We start from the raw sequence: 16,286 nt of genomic DNA on the forward strand, positions 1-16,286 counted from the left end.
CTCGCATTCGCCTCTTACGCTGACGGTCATGACCGTCTCCGAATCACGCGACACCGGCGTCGCCGCCGTCCCGCCCGGCAAGCCCGAGACCGTGCTCAGCCCCGCCCACCGGGCCCTGAGCATCGGCATCGTCTCCGTCATCGTGCTGATCGCCTTCGAGGCGACGGCGGTGGGCACGGCGATGCCGGTGGCGGCGCGGGAGCTGGACGGGGTGTCGCTGTACGCGTTCGCGTTCTCGGGGTACTTCACGACCAGCCTGTTCGGGATGGTGCTGTCGGGTCAGTGGTCGGACCGGCGCGGTCCGCTGGCGCCGCTCGCGTGGGGGATCGGCAGCTTCGCGGCCGGGCTGCTGGTGTCGGGGACGGCCCAGGCGATGTGGCTGTTCATCCTCGGGCGGGCCGTGCAGGGGCTCGGCGGCGGACTGGTGATCGTCGCCCTGTACGTGGTCGTGGGACGGGCGTATCCGGAACGGCTGCGCCCGGCGATCATGGCGGCGTTCGCGGCCGGGTGGATCGTGCCGTCCATCGTCGGGCCGCTGGCCTCGGGCGCGGTCACCGAACACCTGGGGTGGCGCTGGGTGTTCGTCGGGATCCCGGTCCTGGTGGTCGTCCCGCTGGCACTCGCGCTGCCGCGGATCCGGGAACGGGCGTCCGGGCCGGTGGCCCCGGGCGGGCCCGCCTCCTTCGACCGCCGCCGTATCCGGCTCGCCCTCGCGATCTCGCTCGGCGCCGGACTCCTCCAGTACGCCGCCCAGGACCTGCGGTGGATCTCCGTCGTGCCCGGTGCGGTGGGCGCCGCGCTGCTCGTCCCGGCCGTCCTCGGGCTGCTCCCGCGCGGCACCTGCCGGGCCGCCCGCGGCCTGCCCTCCGTCGTCCTGCTGCGCGGCGTCGCCGCCGGCTCCTTCATCGCCGCGGAGTCCTTCGTCCCGCTGATGCTGGTCACCCAGCGGGGGCTCAGCCCGACGCTGGCCGGGTTCTCGCTGGCGGCGGGCGGGCTGACCTGGGCCGGGGGCTCCTGGGTGCAGTCCCGGGCCCGGGTGGAGCCGTACCGGGAGCGCCTGATGGCCCTCGGCATGGTGCTGGTCGCCGCCGCCATCGCCACCGCGCCGAGCGTCCTCGTCGACGCCGTGCCCGCCTGGACGGTGGCCGTCGCCTGGGCCTTCGGCTGCTTCGGCATGGGCCTGGTGATCTCCTCCACCAGCGTGCTGCTGCTCAAGCTCTCCGCCCCCGAGGAGGCCGGTACCAACTCCGCCGCCCTCCAGATCTCCGACGGGCTCTCCAACGTCCTGCTGCTGGCGGCCGGGGGAGCGGCCTTCGCCGCCCTCGGCGGCGGCACGGTCACGCACGCGGCGACCGAGGCCGCGGGGTCCCGTCCGGGGGCGTTCGCCGCGGTCTTCCTGCCGATGGCGGGGGTGGCGCTGGTGGGGGCGTGGGTGGCGACCCGGCTGCGGACGGCCGAGCGGTGAGCGGTGCGGCGGGCTGCGCGGGCGGGTGCGAGGGCGTCTTCGGGAGGCCGTGAGGGCCGGCCGGGGCGGGGGTGTGACCTCTGTCCCACCCGGTGCCGACCCGCCTGCGTCCGGGCGTGGCCGGGTCCCGGCCGCCGGTAGGGTGGCCCGGTTGTCATACGTGGCCGAGCCGACCGACCCCCTTCGGAGACCGTGACTACCACCGCCAGTTCCAGCGCCTCGCACCACCTGTCGCCGGCCTTCCCCGGCCGTGCCCCCTGGGGCACCGCCGGCAAGCTGAGGGCCTGGCAGCAGGGGGCGATGGAGAAGTACATCCAGGAACAGCCCCGCGACTTCCTGGCGGTCGCCACACCCGGCGCCGGCAAGACGACCTTCGCGCTGACGCTGGCGTCCTGGCTGCTGCACCACCATGTCGTGCAGCAGGTGACCGTGGTGGCCCCGACCGAGCACCTGAAGAAGCAGTGGGCGGAGGCGGCGGCCCGGATCGGGATCAAGCTCGACCCCGAGTACAGCGCCGGACCGCTCGGCAAGGACTACCAGGGCGTCGCCGTCACCTACGCCGGTGTCGGCGTACGGCCCATGCTGCACCGCAACCGCGTCGAGCAGCGCAAGACGCTGGTCATCCTCGACGAGATCCACCACGCCGGTGACTCCAAGTCCTGGGGCGAGGCGTGTCTGGAGGCGTTCGAGCCGGCCACGCGGCGCCTCGCGCTGACCGGTACGCCGTTCCGGTCGGACACCAACCCCATCCCCTTCGTCACGTACGAGGAGGGCAACGACGGCATCCGGCGGTCCGCCGCCGACTACACGTACGGGTACGGGTCCGCGCTCGCGGACGGGGTCGTGCGTCCCGTCATCTTCATGAGCTACAGCGGCAACATGCGCTGGCGGACGAAGGCCGGTGACGAGATCGCGGCGCGGCTCGGCGAGCCGATGACCAAGGACGCGATCAGCCAGGCCTGGCGCACCGCCCTCGACCCGCGCGGCGAGTGGATGCCGTCCGTGCTGCGCGCCGCCGACCAGCGGCTCACGGAGGTCAGGAAGGCCATCCCGGACGCCGGGGCGCTCGTCATCGCCGCCGACCAGGACTCCGCCCGCGCCTACGCCAAGCTGATCCGGGAGATCACCGGCAGCAAGGCCACCCTCGTGCTGTCCGACGACGCCGGCGCCTCCAAGAACATCGACACCTTCAGCGGCAGCGACGACCGGTGGATGGTCGCCGTCCGGATGGTGTCGGAGGGCGTCGACGTGCCGCGGCTGGCGGTCGGGGTGTACGCCACGACCATTTCGACGCCGTTGTTCTTCGCCCAGGCCGTCGGGCGTTTCGTGCGGTCCCGGCGACGGGGCGAGACCGCGTCCGTGTTCCTGCCGACCGTGCCCGACCTGCTCTCCTTCGCCAACGAGATGGAGCGCGAGCGCGACCACGTCCTCGACAAGCCGAAGAAGGACGGCGAGGAGGACCCCTACGCCGAGTCCGAGAAGGAGATGGACGAGGCCAACAAGGAGCAGGACGAGGACACCGGCGAGCAGGAGCAGTTCTCGTTCGAGGCGCTGGAGTCGGAGGCCGTCTTCGACCGGGTCATGTACAACGGCGCCGAGTTCGGCATGCAGGCCCACCCGGGGAGCGAGGAGGAGCAGGACTACCTCGGCATCCCGGGGCTGCTGGAGCCCGACCAGGTGCAGCTGCTGCTCCAGAAGCGGCAGGCCCGGCAGATCGCGCACAGCCGCAAGAAGCCGGACGAGGAGGCCGACCTCCTCGAACTCCCCGCCGAGCGGCGGCCGGTGGTCTCCCACAAGGAGATGATGGAGCTGCGCAAGCAGCTCAACACGATGGTCGGCGCCTACGTCCACCAGAGCGGCAAGCCGCACGGGGTCATCCACACCGAACTGCGGCGCGTCTGCGGCGGACCGCCCAGCGCCGAGGCCACCGCCGGGCAACTGCGGCAGCGCATCGCCAAGGTGCAGGAGTGGGCCACGCGCATGAAGTGACCCTCGGGGCACGGGCGGTGGCGACGCGCGCGCGGCACGTGCGCGGCACGTGTGCGGTACGTATGCGGACAAACACAGGTAGTCCGTACCGCGCGGTGACCGGATTCTGGACGGAACCTTCCGCTGAGCGGAGCGGCTCGCTACTGTCACGCTACGCACACGCCCCGTGGCAGCGCCGCCGCGGAGCGCAGCCGTGAAGCGACTCGGGCCCGGACACGCCGGGCCGCCGGCCGATCGGCGGCCTCTGAAGCACGTCGCCGACGGGACTCGGTGACGCATCCGCCGCGAAGAGGCCGCAGACCTCACCACAAAAGGAGTGGGCGTCGTGACCGCGGAGACCTCTCAGACGCTCGACAGGGGACTGCGTGTCCTCAAGCTGCTCGCCGAAACCGACCACGGGCTGACCGTCACCGAGCTGTCCCACCGGCTGGGTGTGAACCGTACCGTCGTGTACCGGTTGCTGGCCACTCTGGAACAGCACGCCCTCGTCCGCCGTGACCTGGGCGGCCGTGCCCGGGTGGGGCTCGGGGTGCTGGGCCTGGGCCGCCAGGTGCACCCCCTGGTGCGGGAGGCGGCGATGCCGGCGCTGCGCGCGCTGGCCGAGGACATCGGGGCCACCGCCCACCTGACGCTGGTGGACGGGGCGGAGGCGCTGGCCGTCGCCGTCGTCGAACCGACCTGGACCGACTACCACGTGGCCTACCGCGCCGGGTACCGGCATCCGCTGGACCGGGGCGCCGCCGGCAAGGCGATCCTCGCCGCCCGGCAGCAGCCGGCCACCGACCCCGGCTTCACCCTGACCGAGGGCGAGCTGGAGGCCGGGGCGTGCGGGGCGGCGGCGCCGCTGGTGGGGGTGTCGGGCGTGGAGGGCAGCGTCGGCGTGGTCATGCTCTCCGACGTGGTGCCCGAACGGGTCGGCCCCCGTGTGATGGACGCGGCCCGGGAGGTGGCGGAGGCGCTGCGGTGACCCCGCCCGCGCCGGGCGTCGATCGGTGCCGCGTTAGATTGACCCCGTGCTCTCTCGTCTCACGCGCCCCCAGACCCTGGCCGTCTGCGCCCTGCCCGTCGTGGCGCTGTTCGCCACGGCGGTGTTCGCGCCGCTGCCGTTCTCCGTGGCGCAGCCCGGGATGACGGTGAACGTGCTCGGCGAGAACCGCGGCACCCCGGTGATCACGGTCTCCGGCGCCCCCGTCCGCGAGACCACCGGGCAGCTGCGGATGACGACCATCGTGGCGACCGGCCCGGACACGAGGGTCTCGCTCGGTGACGTCCTCGACAACTGGTTCGCCACCGACCGCGCGGTGATGCCGCGTGACGCGGTGTACCCGAGCGGCGACGACGAGCAGGAGATCGAGCGGTACAACAAGGAGCAGATGAAGGAGTCCCAGGACACGGCCACCGCCGCCGCCCTGGGCTATCTGGACCTCGACCCCGCCGACGTCGACGTCACCCTGACGCTGGCCGACGTCGGCGGCCCCAGCGCCGGGCTGCTGTTCTCCCTCGGCATCGTCGACAAGCTGGACGACTCCGACCTCACCGGCGGCCGGACCATCGCCGGCACCGGCACGATCAGCGCCGACGGCGAGGTCGGTGCCGTCGGCGGCGTACCGCTGAAGACCAAGGCCGCCCGGCGGGACGGCGCCACCGTCTTCCTCGTACCGAAGGACGAGTGCGCGGACGCGCGGGCCGAACTGCCCGAGGGGCTGCGGCTGATCCCGGTGACCACGCTGAAGGGCGCGGTCGACGCGCTGCACGCCCTGGACACCGGCGAGGGCGACGTCCCCCGCTGCTGAGCCGCCCGCCTCACCCCTCCTTCACGAACCCCTTCTCCTCCATCCAGTCCAGCGCCACCTGGTGCGGGTCCTCCCCGTCGACGTCGACCTTGGCGTTCAGCTCCCGCGCCACGTCGTTGGTCAGGGCCCGGGTCACCGGGTCGAGTACGTCGGCGATGGCCGGCCACTTCTTCATGGTGTCGGTGCGGATCATGGGCGCCGCGTTGTAGTTGGGGAAGAACTTCTTGTCGTCCTCCATCACCACCAGGTTCATGGACTCGATCCGCCCGTCGGTGGTGAACACCTCGCCGTAGGCGCAGGCGCCCTTCGCCGTCTGGGTGTAGATGATCCCGGTGTCCATCTGCGTGATGTTCCCGGCCGGCAGGTGCATCCCGTACGTCTTCTGCAGCCCCGGCAGTCCGTCGGCGCGGTTGGCGAACTCGCCCTCCACGCACAGCGTCACCGCGCCGGGGTCCTCCTTCGACAACGCGGCGACCTGGGACATCGTCCGGGTGCGGTACTTCTTGGCGTTCGCCTGGTTCATCGCCAGCGCGTACGTGTTGTTCATCGGGGCGGCCGGCAGCCAGGTCATGCCGTTGGCCGCGTCGGCCGCCTTCACCGCCGCCCACTGCCGGTGCGGGTCGGGGACCGGTTCGCTGTTGCCCAGGTAGGTGATCCAGGCGGTGCCGGTGTACTCGTAGGTGGCGTCGGCGTCGCCGTTCTCGACGGCCGCCCGGGTGCCGACGGAGCCCTGGATGCCGGTGCGGTCCAGCACCTCGGCGCCGGCCGCCTCGAAGGCGATGCCCATGATCGCGCCGAGGATCAGCTGTTCGGTGAACTCCTTGGAGACGACGGTGAGGTCGGCGCCCTCCAGTGGTCTGCCCCGCCCGACGGTGCCCGGTGCGACGTCGTCGGCCATGGGGGAGCCGCTGGTCAGGCCGCAGCCGGTGAGCAGGCTCGCGGTGAGCAGCAGGCAGACGGGCCGCCTCATGAGCCCGCCTCCAGACCCCGCGGCCGCAGCAGCAGTTCGGCCAGCGAGGCCAGCCAGTCCACCAGCAGGGCCAGGGCGACGGTGAGCACCGAGCCCAGCACCAGGACCGGCATCCGCTGGCTGGTGATGCCCGTGGTGATCAGCACACCGAGGCCGCCGCCCCCGCCGAACGTCGCCAGGGTGGCCGTACCGACGTTCAGGACGAGGGCCGTGCGCACCCCCGCCAGGATCAGCGGGACGGCGAGCGGGAGTTCGACGCGGGTGAGCACGCCGAAGGGGGACATGCCGATGCCGCGGGCCGCCTCCAGGAGGGTGGGGTCGTTGGCCTTCAGGCCCGCGATGGTGTTGGACAGCACCGGCAGGATCGCGTAGACGATGATGCCGATCAGGGCGGCGCGGCGGCCGATGCCGAGCCAGATCACCAGCAGCGCCAGCAGACCGATCGCCGGGGTGGCCTGGCCCGTGTTGGCGAAGGCGAGGGCGACCGGGGTGGCCTTGCGGAACATCCGGCGGGTGAGCAGGACGCCCAGCGGGATGGCGATGACCAGTACGAAGAAGGTGGAGATCACCGTGAGTTCGACGTGCTGCCACAGCGCCTTGGTGACCTGGCCGCCGGACAGGGCGTTCTCGCTCAGCGCGTCCAGGTCGGCCTGCCGGAACCACAGCCAGGTCGCCAGCAGCACGCAGACCAGCACCACCGGCAGGAAGGTCAGCTTCTGCCAGCCGATCCGGCGCCGGGTGGCGGCCGGGGACGGCGGGGGAGCGACGGTGTCCCGCTCGGTGGCGTCGTCGTCGGTGAGCGGTCCACCCGGGGGGAACCTGGACGAAGGGGTCATCGGCTGCCTCCCCCGCCGAACCCCTCCTGCTCGGCGTGGGTGCGGTCGGCCCGCGCCTCCTCCAGGTCGTGCTGGTGCTCCAGCGCGTCCAGCCGGTCCGCCTCCAGGAGTTCGTGCACGGAGTTCATCAGCGTCTCCATGTCGACCACGCCCTCGTACTGGCCGCGCCGCCCGGTGACCGCGACCCGCCCGGCGTTGTCGGTGAGCACCGCCTCCAGCGCGTCCCGCAGCGTCGCGTCCCGCGTCACCGTGTCGTGCACCAGCGCCCCGGCCCGCGCGAGCGACCCCTTGGCCCGCATCAGATCGCCGCGCCGCAGCCACTTGTAGGGGCGCCGCCGCTTGTCGAGGAGCAGGATCTCGTTGCTGCCGCTGTCGCGCAGCCGGTCGAAGATGTGCTGGAGCGGGTCGTCGATGGTGACCGTCGGGTAGTCGGTGATCCCGACGTCCCGTACGCGGGTGAGGTTGAGGCGTTTCAGGGCCGCCCCGGCGCCGACGAAGCCGGAGACGAAGTCGTCGGCCGGGTTGGTGAGGATCGCCTCCGGGGTGTCGAACTGAGCGATGTGCGACTGCTCGCGCAGTACCGCGATCCGGTCGCCGACCTTGATCGCCTCGTCGAAGTCGTGGGTGACGAAGACGATCGTCTTGTGCAGCTCCCGCTGGAGCCGGATCAGCTCGTCCTGGAGGTGGTCCCGGGTGATCGGGTCGACCGCGCCGAACGGCTCGTCCATCAGCAGCACCGGCGGATCGGCGGCCAGCGCCCGCGCCACGCCCACCCGCTGCTGCTGGCCGCCGGAGAGCTGGCGGGGGTAGCGGCCGTGGAACTCACCCGGGTCCAGGCCCACCAGGTCGAGCATCTCCTCCACCCGGTCCCGGATCCGCGCCTTCGACCAGCCGGTCATACGGGGCACGAGTGCGATGTTCTGGGCGACGGTCATGTGTGGGAAGAGACCGGAGGACTGGATGGCGTAGCCGACCTTGCGGCGCAGCCGCACCGGGTCGATGTCGGTGACGTCCTCGCCGTTGATGCGGATACGGCCGCCGGACGGCTCGATCAGCCGGTTGATCATCTTCAGGGTGGTGGACTTGCCGCAGCCCGAGGGGCCGACGAAGACGACCGTCTCGCCCGCCCCGATCTGCATGGAGACGTTGTCCACGGCGGGCTGCGGGGTGCCGTGGTAGCGCTTGGTGAGGTTCTCCAGCTCGATGGTGGCCCCCGTGGCGGCGGCGTTCGTCTCAGGCACGGATCCCCCTGGGAATGGTCAGCCGTCCCAGCAGGACGTAGGCGGCGTCGAACAGCAGCGCCAGGACGATGATCCCGAGTGTGCCCGAGAGCACCTGGTTGAGCGCGTTCTCGCTGCCCAGCGAGGCGATCCCGCGGAAGATCTCGTTGCCGAGCCCCGGCCCGGAGGCGTACGCGGCGATCGCCGCGATGCCCATCAGCATCTGCGTGGAGACCCGGATGCCGGTCAGGATCGGCGGCCAGGCCAGCGGCAGCTCCACCCGCAGCAGCCGGGCCGGGCGCGACATGCCGATGCCCTTGGCCGCGTCCACCAGCGCCGGGTCGACGCCGCGCAGCCCGACGATGGCGTTGCGCACGATCGGCAGCAGCCCGTACAGGGTCAGCGCGGTCACCGTCGGCGGCACGCCGAGCCCGACGACGGGGATGAGCAGACCGATCATGGCCAGCGACGGAATGGTCAGGATCGTCGAGGTGGCCAGGGTCGCCAGGTTCCCGGCCCACTCGCTGCGGTAGGTGACCACGCCGATCGCGACGCCCAGCACGGTCGCCACCACCATGCACTGGAGGACGGCGCTGGCGTGCTGCCCGGCGTCCGTGAGCAGCTGCTGGTGGCGGCTGCCGAGGAACTCCCAGAAGTTCACCGCCGCTCACCGCCTCGTCGTCCCGGTCGCTCACCGGTCCTCGGCCGCCTGCTCCACCAGCGGGATGACCCGCAGGGGGACGGGATTCTCCATGACGATCGCCGTGGCGGCCCGGACGATGCCATCAAAACCGACAACCCGGTCGATCACCCGTTGGAGATCGGCGTTGGAACGGGCCACCAGCCGGCACAGCATGTCGTTGGCGCCGGTGGTGGTGTGCAGCTCCAGCACCTCCGGCACGGACGCCAAGTGCGCCCGCACATCGGCCCCTTGGCCCTGCCGGATCTGCAGCGTGGCGAACGCGGTGACGGGGTAGCCGAGCGCCGCCGGGTCCACCTCCGGACCGAACCCGCGGATGACTCCGTTCGACTGAAGCCGCTCCAGCCGCGCCTGCGCGGTGCCCCGGGCGACCCCCAGCCGCCGGGACATCTCCAGCACCCCGATCCGCGGCTCCCGCGCCAGCAGCGCGATGATCCGCCCGTCCAGCCGGTCGATCCCCATCCGCCCCGCCTCCGACCTGGTCATGTTGTACAGATCGCCCGGCCCGACCGCCGTCGCACTGGTCAGGCTGCCCAGTGAAAACGCGAACTATTGCGCACCTTGCGGACCCGGAGGACCCTGCGACTATGACGCAGACCACACCTCGCACTCCCGACACCGCCCGGCAGGCCGACCCCTTCCCGGTCAAGGGAATGGACGCGGTCGTCTTCGCCGTGGGCAACGCCAAGCAGGCGGCGCACTACTACTCCACCGCCTTCGGCATGAAGCTGGTCGCCTACTCCGGACCGGAGAACGGCAGCCGCGAGACCGCCTCGTACGTCCTGGAGAACGGCTCCGCCCGCTTCGTGTTCACCTCCGTCATCAAACCGTCCACCGACCACGGCCGCTTCCTCGCGGCGCACGTGGCCGAGCACGGCGACGGCGTCATCGACCTCGCCATCGAGGTCCCCGACGCCCGCGCCGCGCACGCCTACGCCGTCGAGCACGGCGCCCGCTCGCTCGCCGAGCCGTACGAGGCCGAGGACGAGCACGGCACGGTCGTCCTCGCCGCCATCGCCACCTACGGCGAGACCCGCCACACCCTGGTCGAGCGCACCGGCTACGACGGCCCCTACCTCCCCGGCTACGCCGCCGCCGACCCGGTCGTCGAGCCGCCCGCCGCCCGCACCTTCCAGGCCGTCGACCACTGCGTCGGCAACGTCGAACTCGGCCGCATGAACGAATGGGTCGGCTTCTACCACCGGGTCATGGGCTTCACGAACATGAAGGAGTTCGTGGGCGACGACATCGCCACCGAGTACAGCGCCCTGATGTCCAAGGTGGTCGCCGACGGCACCCTCAAGGTCAAGTTCCCGATCAACGAGCCCGCCGTCGCCAGGAAGAAGTCCCAGATCGACGAGTACCTGGAGTTCTACGGCGGCGCGGGCGTCCAGCACATCGCGCTCAGCACCAACGACATCGTCCGCACCGTGCGCACCATGAAGGCGAACGGCGTCCAGTTCCTGGACACGCCCGACTCCTACTACGACACCCTCGGCGAGTGGGCGGGCGAGACCCGCGTCCCCGTGGACGTGCTGCGCGAGCTGAAGATCCTGGTCGACCGCGACGAGGACGGTTACCTGCTCCAGATCTTCACCAAGCCGGTCCAGGACCGCCCGACCGTCTTCTTCGAACTCATCGAACGCCACGGCTCCATGGGCTTCGGCAAGGGCAACTTCAAGGCCCTGTTCGAGGCGATCGAGCGGGAACAGGAGAAGCGCGGCAACCTCTGAACGCCCCGGGAGAAGCGCCCCAGAGGGGCGCGGGGAACTGCGCGACCTGCCACGACGCGGCGGCAGACGACCGACAACCGCGCTACCCCGCGGGCGGGCTCTCCACAGAGGGCTCGCCCAACTCCGCCAGCGCCCGCCGCAGGCGAGGCGCGTCCAGCGGCGAGAACCACGGATTGATCCGCAACGCCTCCTGAAGGTGCCGCCGAGCCGCCCCGTACCGCCCGGCCTCCCGCTCGATCAGCCCCCGGTGATACACGTACGCCGCACTCCGCACCCCGCCCCCGCGCTCCCCGTCCGTCGCCCGCACCGCGTACGCCAGCGCCTCCCCGGCCCGCCCGTCCCGGTACAGCGCCCACCCCAGCGCGTCCGCCACGGCGGTGGACGGCTGCCGCCGCCACTCGGCCCGCAGCCGCCGCACGGCCGCCGCCGGGTCCCCGTGCGCCGCCTCGAACCGCCCCAGCACCAGTTCCTCGTCCGCCCCGCCCGCGGCGGCGACCCGCACCCGTTCCCGCAGCAGGCCGTACTGGACCCGCGCGGCCCGCTCCAGCCCCAGCGACTCGTACAGCTCGCCCAGCTCCAGCGCGTCCTCGGGGCGCGGCTGCCGGTCCAGCGCCGCCTGGTACGCCGTGAGCGCTTCCGCAGTGCGCCCCAGCGCCGCCAGCGCACGCCCCTGCCCGGCCTGCGCGGCCCGCTGGTCGGGATCGGTGCGCAGCGCCTCCCGGAAGTACCGCAGCGCCTCCTCCCGCTCCCCGCGCTCGAACGCCAGCCGCCCGGCCTGTTCCAGGTACGCCGCCCGCTCGGCCGGTGTCCGGGCCACCGCCACCGCGTCGGTGATCTGCGCCACCGCGTCCTCCCGCCAGCCCCGGTCCCGGTAGACGGCCGCCTTGCGCGCCCGCACCGCCGCCGCGCCCGGCCGCAGCTTCACGAGCCGCTCCAGGGCCCGCCCCACCGCCTTGTGGTCGCCGAGCCCGGTGTACGCGTCGATCAGCACCGCCTGCGTGGTCCACCGCTTCGGCGCCAGCCGCCGCGCCGCCTCCCCCCACCGCTTCGCCCCGGGGAAGTCCCGTCGCGCCACCGCCAGCGCGGCCAGCCCCTCCAGGGCGGCGGGCGACTTCTCCAGCCGCAGCGCGGTGCGCAGCGCCGCCTCCGCCTTCGGGAAGCGCGCGGGGTCCGCCGTCCGCCGCCCCTGCTCGGTGTAGGCGGCCCCGAGCACCGCCCACGACCGCGCGTCCAGCGGGTGCGCCCGCAGATGGGCCTCCCGCTCGCCGATCAGCACCGCCAGACCGGGCAGCGCGGCCGGTGCCCCGGCGGCCACCGCGCCCCGCGCCAGGGCGGCCGGCCCCGGCGCCGCGACCGGGTCCGGCGGCCACAGCTCTCCCGGCAGCAGGGACGGCGCGACGCCGAGTACGGCGCACCCGGCCACCGAGGCGATCAGCCACCGCCGCCACCCGGCCCGACGCCGCTTAAGTCGGATTGTCATACCGCACACTGTGCGCCCGTACGGTCAGGACACCCGCGCAGGCGAAGGGCGGTGCCCGCGGGGTTCACACCGATGGCCCCCGGTGCCACCCTGAGGATCATGACCGGTATCGAAGCGCGTCACGACGAAGAGACCGCGGTGACGGGCAGCCTCCTCGACCGGCTGCTCGGCGCGCTGCCCGCCGACGCCGTCCTCGCCGACCCCGACGTCACGGCCTCCTACGCCCACGACATGGCGAGCTTCTGCCCGGCCGGCACCCCCGCCGCCGTCGTCCTGCCGCGCACCGTCGAAGAGGTCCAGCACGTCATGCGGGTCGCCACCGAGCTGCGCGTCCCCGTCGTCCCGCAGGGCGCCCGCACCGGACTGTCCGGCGGCGCCAACGCCCACGACGGCTGGATCGTGCTCTCCCTGACGAAGATGGACCGCGTCCTGGAGATCAACCCGGTCGACCGGATCGCCGTCGTCGAGCCCGGCGTCGTCAACGCCGCCCTCTCCCGCGCGGTCGAGGAGCACGGCCTCGCCTACCCGCCCGACCCCTCCAGCTGGGAGATGTGCACCATCGGCGGCAACATCGGCACCGCCTCCGGCGGCCTGTGCTGCGTCAAGTACGGGGTGACCGCCGAGTACGTCCTCGGTCTCGACGTCGTCCTCGCCGACGGCCGCCTCCTGAGGACCGGCCGCCGCACCGCCAAGGGCGTCGCCGGGTACGACCTCACCCGCCTCTTCGTCGGCTCCGAGGGCTCCCTCGGCATCGTCGTCCGCGCCGTCCTCGCCCTGCGCCCCAAGCCGCCCGCGCAGCTCGTGCTGGCCGCCGAGTTCGCCTCGGCGGGCGCCGCCTGCGACGCCGTGTGCCGGATCATGGAGGGCGGACACGTCCCCTCCCTCCTCGAACTGATGGACCGTACGACCGTCAAGGCCGTCAACGACATGGCCCGCATGGGACTGCCGGAGACCACCGAGGCCCTCCTCCTCGCCGCCTTCGACACCCCCGGCGCGGCCGGCGACCTCGCCGCCGTCGGCGCGCTGTGCGAGGCCGCCGGGGCCACCCAGGTGGTCCCCGCCGACGACGCCGCCGAGTCGGAACTGCTGCTCCAGGCGCGGCGGCTGTCGCTCACCGCCCTCGAAGCGGTCAAGGGCACCACGATGATCGACGACGTGTGCGTGCCCCGCTCCCGGCTCGGCGACCTCCTCGACGGCGTCGAGCGGATCGCCGGGAAGCACCGCCTGACCATCGGCGTCTGCGCCCACGCCGGCGACGGCAACACCCACCCCACGGTCTGCTTCGACGCCGCCGACCCCGACGAGTCCCGCCGCGCCCGCGCGTCCTTCGACGAGATCATGGCCCTCGGCCTGGAACTCGGCGGCACCATCACCGGCGAACACGGCGTCGGGGTCCTGAAGAAGGAGTGGCTCGCCCGCGAACTCGGCCCGGTGGGCCTGGAGATGCAGCGGGCGGTCAAACAGACCTTCGACCCGCTGGGCATCCTCAACCCCGGCAAGCTCTTCTGACGAGAGCACCGGGTTCCTCCCGGACGGGTGTGAAGCCCTTGCGTGAGATCGCCCGGAAAGGGGTGGGAAGGGCGGGACCGGCGGTGCGGGATGCGCCGGTCTGATAGATGTGGACCCCTCCATACCACCACCGAGCAGATACGGGACGACGGACATGAGCGCCCCAACCCCGGCCCCGGGCGACGACAAGCCCCGCGAAGGGTATTACCCGGACCCGTCCATTCCTGGATATGTCCGGTACTGGAACGGTGCCTCCTGGGTGCCGGGCACCAGCCGCCCGGCGCCCGGGGACGGCGAACCGCTCGCCCCGCCGCCCGGCGTGCGGCCCGCCGGCCCCTCGGTGGAGGAGACCGGCCCGCACTTCTTCGACGAGGACCCGGCCGACGAGCCCGCCCCGGTCGCCTCGACGCGGGCGGACCAGCACGGCAGCCGCCCCGAGGCCGCCTCGGCCTGGGGCGCCGACCCCGCCCGCCAGGCGGGCCCCGGCCCCGGCACCGGTCAGGAGCGGCAGCCCGCCTGGCCGTCCCCGCAGGGGACCGATCCGAGGGTGCCCCGGCCGTCGGCCCCCGTGGACGGTCCGGGCAGGGACGGTACGGCGACCGCGCCGGTCGGCGGGCCCGGTGAGGAGTCCGACGGCACGGTCCTGTTCCGGCGCCCCGGCGCCGCCGCCGCCGGACGGCAGCCGGCGCCCGCGCGGGGACCGGCCGCCGCCCCCGGGGGTGACGACGACCCGGGCACGATGAAGTTCCGGGCGGTCTCCCCGGGCGCCCCCCGACGCCCGGACCCGTCCCAGGCCCAGGCCCCGGCCGCGCCCCGCGACATCCCCGGCACGGGCGCCCCCGCCGCGCACCAGGGCCCCGCCGCCCAGCCGGCCCCGGCGCCCCATCAGCCCCTCCCCGCCCAGCAGACCCCCGCCCACCGCCAGCCCCCGACGGCCCCGTTCGGCCCCCAGCTGACCCCGGGCACCGTCCCGGCCCAGTCCCCGGCACCCGCCGCCCAGTCCCCGGCACCCGCTGCCTCTGCTCCCGCCCCGGCGCCCACGCCGGCGGCCCCGCACGCCGCCCAGACCCCGCCCGCCCCGCAGGCCCCCCAGGCCCCGCAGGCCCCCCTGACCTCCGGCCCCGGCGGCGGACAGTCCTCGTGGGCCCAGCAGGTGCACCAACTCGCCGGAGCCGGGGGCGAGGAGCAGCCCGTGGCGCCCTGGCGCCCGCCCGCCGAGGACATCTTCCAGGCCGCCGCCCGCCGCCAGGCCGCCGCCCGCCCCGCCGGGCTCGGCAAGCGACTGGCCGCCCGGCTGCTGGACACCGTCGTGCTGGCCGCCGTCACCGCCGCACCCGGCGTACCGCTCGGCATGAGGGCCGCCGACCACATCAACGGCAAGATCGACGAGGCGAAGCTCTCCGGCGAGACCGTCACCGTGTGGCTGCTGGACGGCATGACCTCCGTGTACCTCGGGATCGTCCTCGCCGTCCTCCTCCTGTTCGGCGTCGTCTACGAGGCGCTGCCCACCGCCAAGTGGGGCCGCACGCTGGGCAAGAAGCTGCTCGGCCTGGAGGTGCGGGACATCGAGGCGCACGAGCCGCCGTCGTTCGGCGCGGCCCTGCGCCGCTGGCTCGTCTACAGCGTCCCGGGCCTGCTGGCCATCGGGGTCGTCGGCGTCCTGTGGTGTCTGTTCGACCGGCCGTGGCACCAGTGCTGGCACGACAAGGCCGCGCGTACGTTCGTCGCGGGCTGACGTCCCGCGTCGAACGCCGTACGGAATTCCGTCGCCCGGACGGCCGCTCGCCGGATGCGCCGCCCGGGGGTTCGCGGTCCACTCGGGCCATGAGCAGTGAACCGCCTCCCGGCCCCGGCCGGCAGCCGCCGGAAGACGACCCGTTCAGGAAGCAGCCCCCGCCGTCCGGGACCGGTCCTGGCGCGGGCGGCACGGGCTCCCCGTACGACAACCCGCCCCCGCCCGGCGGCGGTCAGCCTCCTCCCTACGGCGGTGGCGGCGGCCCCTATGGCGGCGGCCCTTACGGCGGCGGCCCCCATGGCGGAGGCCCTTACGGCGGCGGCCCCTACGGCGGTGCCCCCGCCGACCCGCTCGCCGGGATGCCGCCGCTCGCCGACAGCGGCAAGCGCGTCCTCGCCCGCATCATCGACATGATCCTCGTCGGCCTCGTGGTCTGGCTGCTCACCTGGGCCTTCGACGTCCAGAACTACGACGTGGACAGCGACCAGGTCGGGGTCGGCAACTCCATCTGGCAGTCGGTGATCGCCGCCGTGCTCTACGTCGCCTACGACACCTTCCTGATCGGCGCGACGGGGCAGACGCTCGGCAAGAAGTGGCTCGGCCTGCGGGTCGCGAACCTGGACAACGGGTCCACGCCCTCGACGCAGAGTTCGCTGATCCGCGCGGCGGTGCTGTGGGTCCCGTTCGCGTTCTGCTGCGCCTGCGTGTGGACGATCATCTGCGGCGGCTGGAGCTTCTTCGACCGGCCCTACAAGCAGGGCCTGCACGACAAGGCGGCCAAGACGGTCGTGGTCAGCACCCGCTGAGCACTCGCCGAACGCCCGCCGAACACCTGCCCGGAACCCGTGACATGTCT

Annotated in this window: 14 protein-coding genes; 8 read left to right on the forward strand and 6 right to left on the reverse strand. The window is 73.3% G+C overall.

Annotated features, from left to right (window positions below):
• Positions 1–28 precede the first annotated feature (28 nt).
• From ACZ3IG_RS00400 to ACZ3IG_RS00415, 4 genes are all read left to right on the forward strand, one after another.
• Positions 29–1,465 carry an MFS transporter gene (locus ACZ3IG_RS00400; RefSeq protein WP_467427643.1) on the forward strand — a complete coding sequence of 479 codons (1,437 nt, stop codon included), beginning with the start codon at positions 29–31 and terminating at the stop codon, positions 1,463–1,465.
• 192 nt (positions 1,466–1,657) lie between these two features.
• A complete protein-coding gene (locus ACZ3IG_RS00405; protein WP_215165508.1) occupies positions 1,658–3,454 on the forward strand; it encodes a DEAD/DEAH box helicase in 1,797 nt (598 codons plus the stop codon).
• Positions 3,455–3,779: 325 nt separating this feature from the next.
• Complete coding sequence (locus ACZ3IG_RS00410) at positions 3,780–4,421, forward strand: IclR family transcriptional regulator (RefSeq protein WP_403538289.1); 642 nt, start codon at positions 3,780–3,782, stop codon at positions 4,419–4,421.
• Between the two features lie 46 nt (positions 4,422–4,467).
• Positions 4,468–5,247 carry a YlbL family protein gene (locus tag ACZ3IG_RS00415; protein ID WP_467427645.1) on the forward strand — a complete coding sequence of 260 codons (780 nt, stop codon included), beginning with the start codon at positions 4,468–4,470 and terminating at the stop codon, positions 5,245–5,247.
• Positions 5,248–5,257: 10 nt separating this feature from the next.
• Here the strand turns inward: ACZ3IG_RS00415 and ACZ3IG_RS00420 are convergent, their stop codons facing one another.
• Genes ACZ3IG_RS00420 through ACZ3IG_RS00440 form a run of 5 tightly spaced genes read right to left on the reverse strand, consistent with a single transcriptional unit; the run spans position 5,258 to position 9,435 of the window.
• Positions 5,258–6,217, reverse strand: a complete 960-nt coding sequence (locus ACZ3IG_RS00420; RefSeq protein ID WP_467427647.1) for a glycine betaine ABC transporter substrate-binding protein — start codon at positions 6,215–6,217, stop codon at positions 5,258–5,260.
• On the reverse strand, positions 6,214–7,053 hold the full coding sequence (locus tag ACZ3IG_RS00425; RefSeq protein WP_467427649.1) for an ABC transporter permease: 840 nt from the start codon (positions 7,051–7,053) through the stop codon (positions 6,214–6,216). Before ACZ3IG_RS00425 ends, ACZ3IG_RS00420 begins: the two co-directional genes overlap by 4 nt.
• A complete protein-coding gene (locus tag ACZ3IG_RS00430; RefSeq protein ID WP_467427651.1) occupies positions 7,050–8,294 on the reverse strand; it encodes a betaine/proline/choline family ABC transporter ATP-binding protein in 1,245 nt (414 codons plus the stop codon). Before ACZ3IG_RS00430 ends, ACZ3IG_RS00425 begins: the two co-directional genes overlap by 4 nt.
• Positions 8,287–8,934, reverse strand: coding sequence for an ABC transporter permease (locus ACZ3IG_RS00435; RefSeq protein WP_467427653.1), 648 nt, complete (start codon positions 8,932–8,934; stop codon positions 8,287–8,289). Before ACZ3IG_RS00435 ends, ACZ3IG_RS00430 begins: the two co-directional genes overlap by 8 nt.
• A 30-nt stretch (positions 8,935–8,964) precedes the next feature.
• Positions 8,965–9,435 carry an Lrp/AsnC family transcriptional regulator gene (locus tag ACZ3IG_RS00440; RefSeq protein ID WP_403538453.1) on the reverse strand — a complete coding sequence of 157 codons (471 nt, stop codon included), beginning with the start codon at positions 9,433–9,435 and terminating at the stop codon, positions 8,965–8,967.
• A gap of 125 nt (positions 9,436–9,560) precedes the next feature.
• On the opposite strand from ACZ3IG_RS00440, the gene hppD reads away from it, so the two are divergent.
• Positions 9,561–10,706, forward strand: coding sequence for a 4-hydroxyphenylpyruvate dioxygenase (gene hppD / locus ACZ3IG_RS00445; RefSeq protein ID WP_467427654.1), 1,146 nt, complete (start codon positions 9,561–9,563; stop codon positions 10,704–10,706).
• An 82-nt stretch (positions 10,707–10,788) separates the two neighbouring features.
• On the opposite strand, the gene ACZ3IG_RS00450 is transcribed toward hppD, so the two are convergent.
• Entirely contained in the window at positions 10,789–12,186 is a 1,398-nt protein-coding gene (locus ACZ3IG_RS00450) for a tetratricopeptide repeat protein (protein WP_467427656.1), read from the reverse strand.
• A gap of 99 nt (positions 12,187–12,285) precedes the next feature.
• On the opposite strand from ACZ3IG_RS00450, the gene ACZ3IG_RS00455 reads away from it, so the two are divergent.
• The 3 genes from ACZ3IG_RS00455 to ACZ3IG_RS00465 all read left to right on the forward strand — a co-directional run bounded on the left by ACZ3IG_RS00455 (position 12,286) and on the right by ACZ3IG_RS00465 (position 16,236).
• Positions 12,286–13,695: an FAD-binding oxidoreductase gene (locus ACZ3IG_RS00455; RefSeq protein WP_467427658.1), complete on the forward strand. Its 1,410-nt coding sequence runs from the start codon at positions 12,286–12,288 to the stop codon at positions 13,693–13,695.
• 154 nt (positions 13,696–13,849) lie between these two features.
• Positions 13,850–15,430, forward strand: a complete 1,581-nt coding sequence (locus ACZ3IG_RS00460; protein ID WP_467427659.1) for an RDD family protein — start codon at positions 13,850–13,852, stop codon at positions 15,428–15,430.
• 89 nt (positions 15,431–15,519) lie between these two features.
• Complete coding sequence (locus ACZ3IG_RS00465) at positions 15,520–16,236, forward strand: RDD family protein (protein ID WP_467427661.1); 717 nt, start codon at positions 15,520–15,522, stop codon at positions 16,234–16,236.
• Positions 16,237–16,286: the final 50 nt, after the last annotated feature.

Source organism: Streptomyces sp. NPDC016677, assembly GCF_055562815.1.

What these genes read in the sequence shown, in the direction of transcription:
- ACZ3IG_RS00460 (WP_467427659.1), top strand. Translation starts at nt 13,850, where the DNA reads ATGAGCGCCCCAACCCCGGCCCCGGGCGACGACAAGCCCCGCGAAGGG.
- ACZ3IG_RS00400 (WP_467427643.1), top strand. Translation starts at nt 29, where the DNA reads ATGACCGTCTCCGAATCACGCGACACCGGCGTCGCCGCCGTCCCGCCC.
- ACZ3IG_RS00425 (WP_467427649.1), bottom strand. Translation starts at nt 7,053, where the DNA reads ATGACCCCTTCGTCCAGGTTCCCCCCGGGTGGACCGCTCACCGACGAC.
- hppD (WP_467427654.1), top strand. Translation starts at nt 9,561, where the DNA reads ATGACGCAGACCACACCTCGCACTCCCGACACCGCCCGGCAGGCCGAC.
- ACZ3IG_RS00440 (WP_403538453.1), bottom strand. Translation starts at nt 9,435, where the DNA reads ATGGGGATCGACCGGCTGGACGGGCGGATCATCGCGCTGCTGGCGCGG.
- ACZ3IG_RS00450 (WP_467427656.1), bottom strand. Translation starts at nt 12,186, where the DNA reads ATGACAATCCGACTTAAGCGGCGTCGGGCCGGGTGGCGGCGGTGGCTG.
- ACZ3IG_RS00455 (WP_467427658.1), top strand. Translation starts at nt 12,286, where the DNA reads ATGACCGGTATCGAAGCGCGTCACGACGAAGAGACCGCGGTGACGGGC.
- ACZ3IG_RS00420 (WP_467427647.1), bottom strand. Translation starts at nt 6,217, where the DNA reads ATGAGGCGGCCCGTCTGCCTGCTGCTCACCGCGAGCCTGCTCACCGGC.
- ACZ3IG_RS00465 (WP_467427661.1), top strand. Translation starts at nt 15,520, where the DNA reads ATGAGCAGTGAACCGCCTCCCGGCCCCGGCCGGCAGCCGCCGGAAGAC.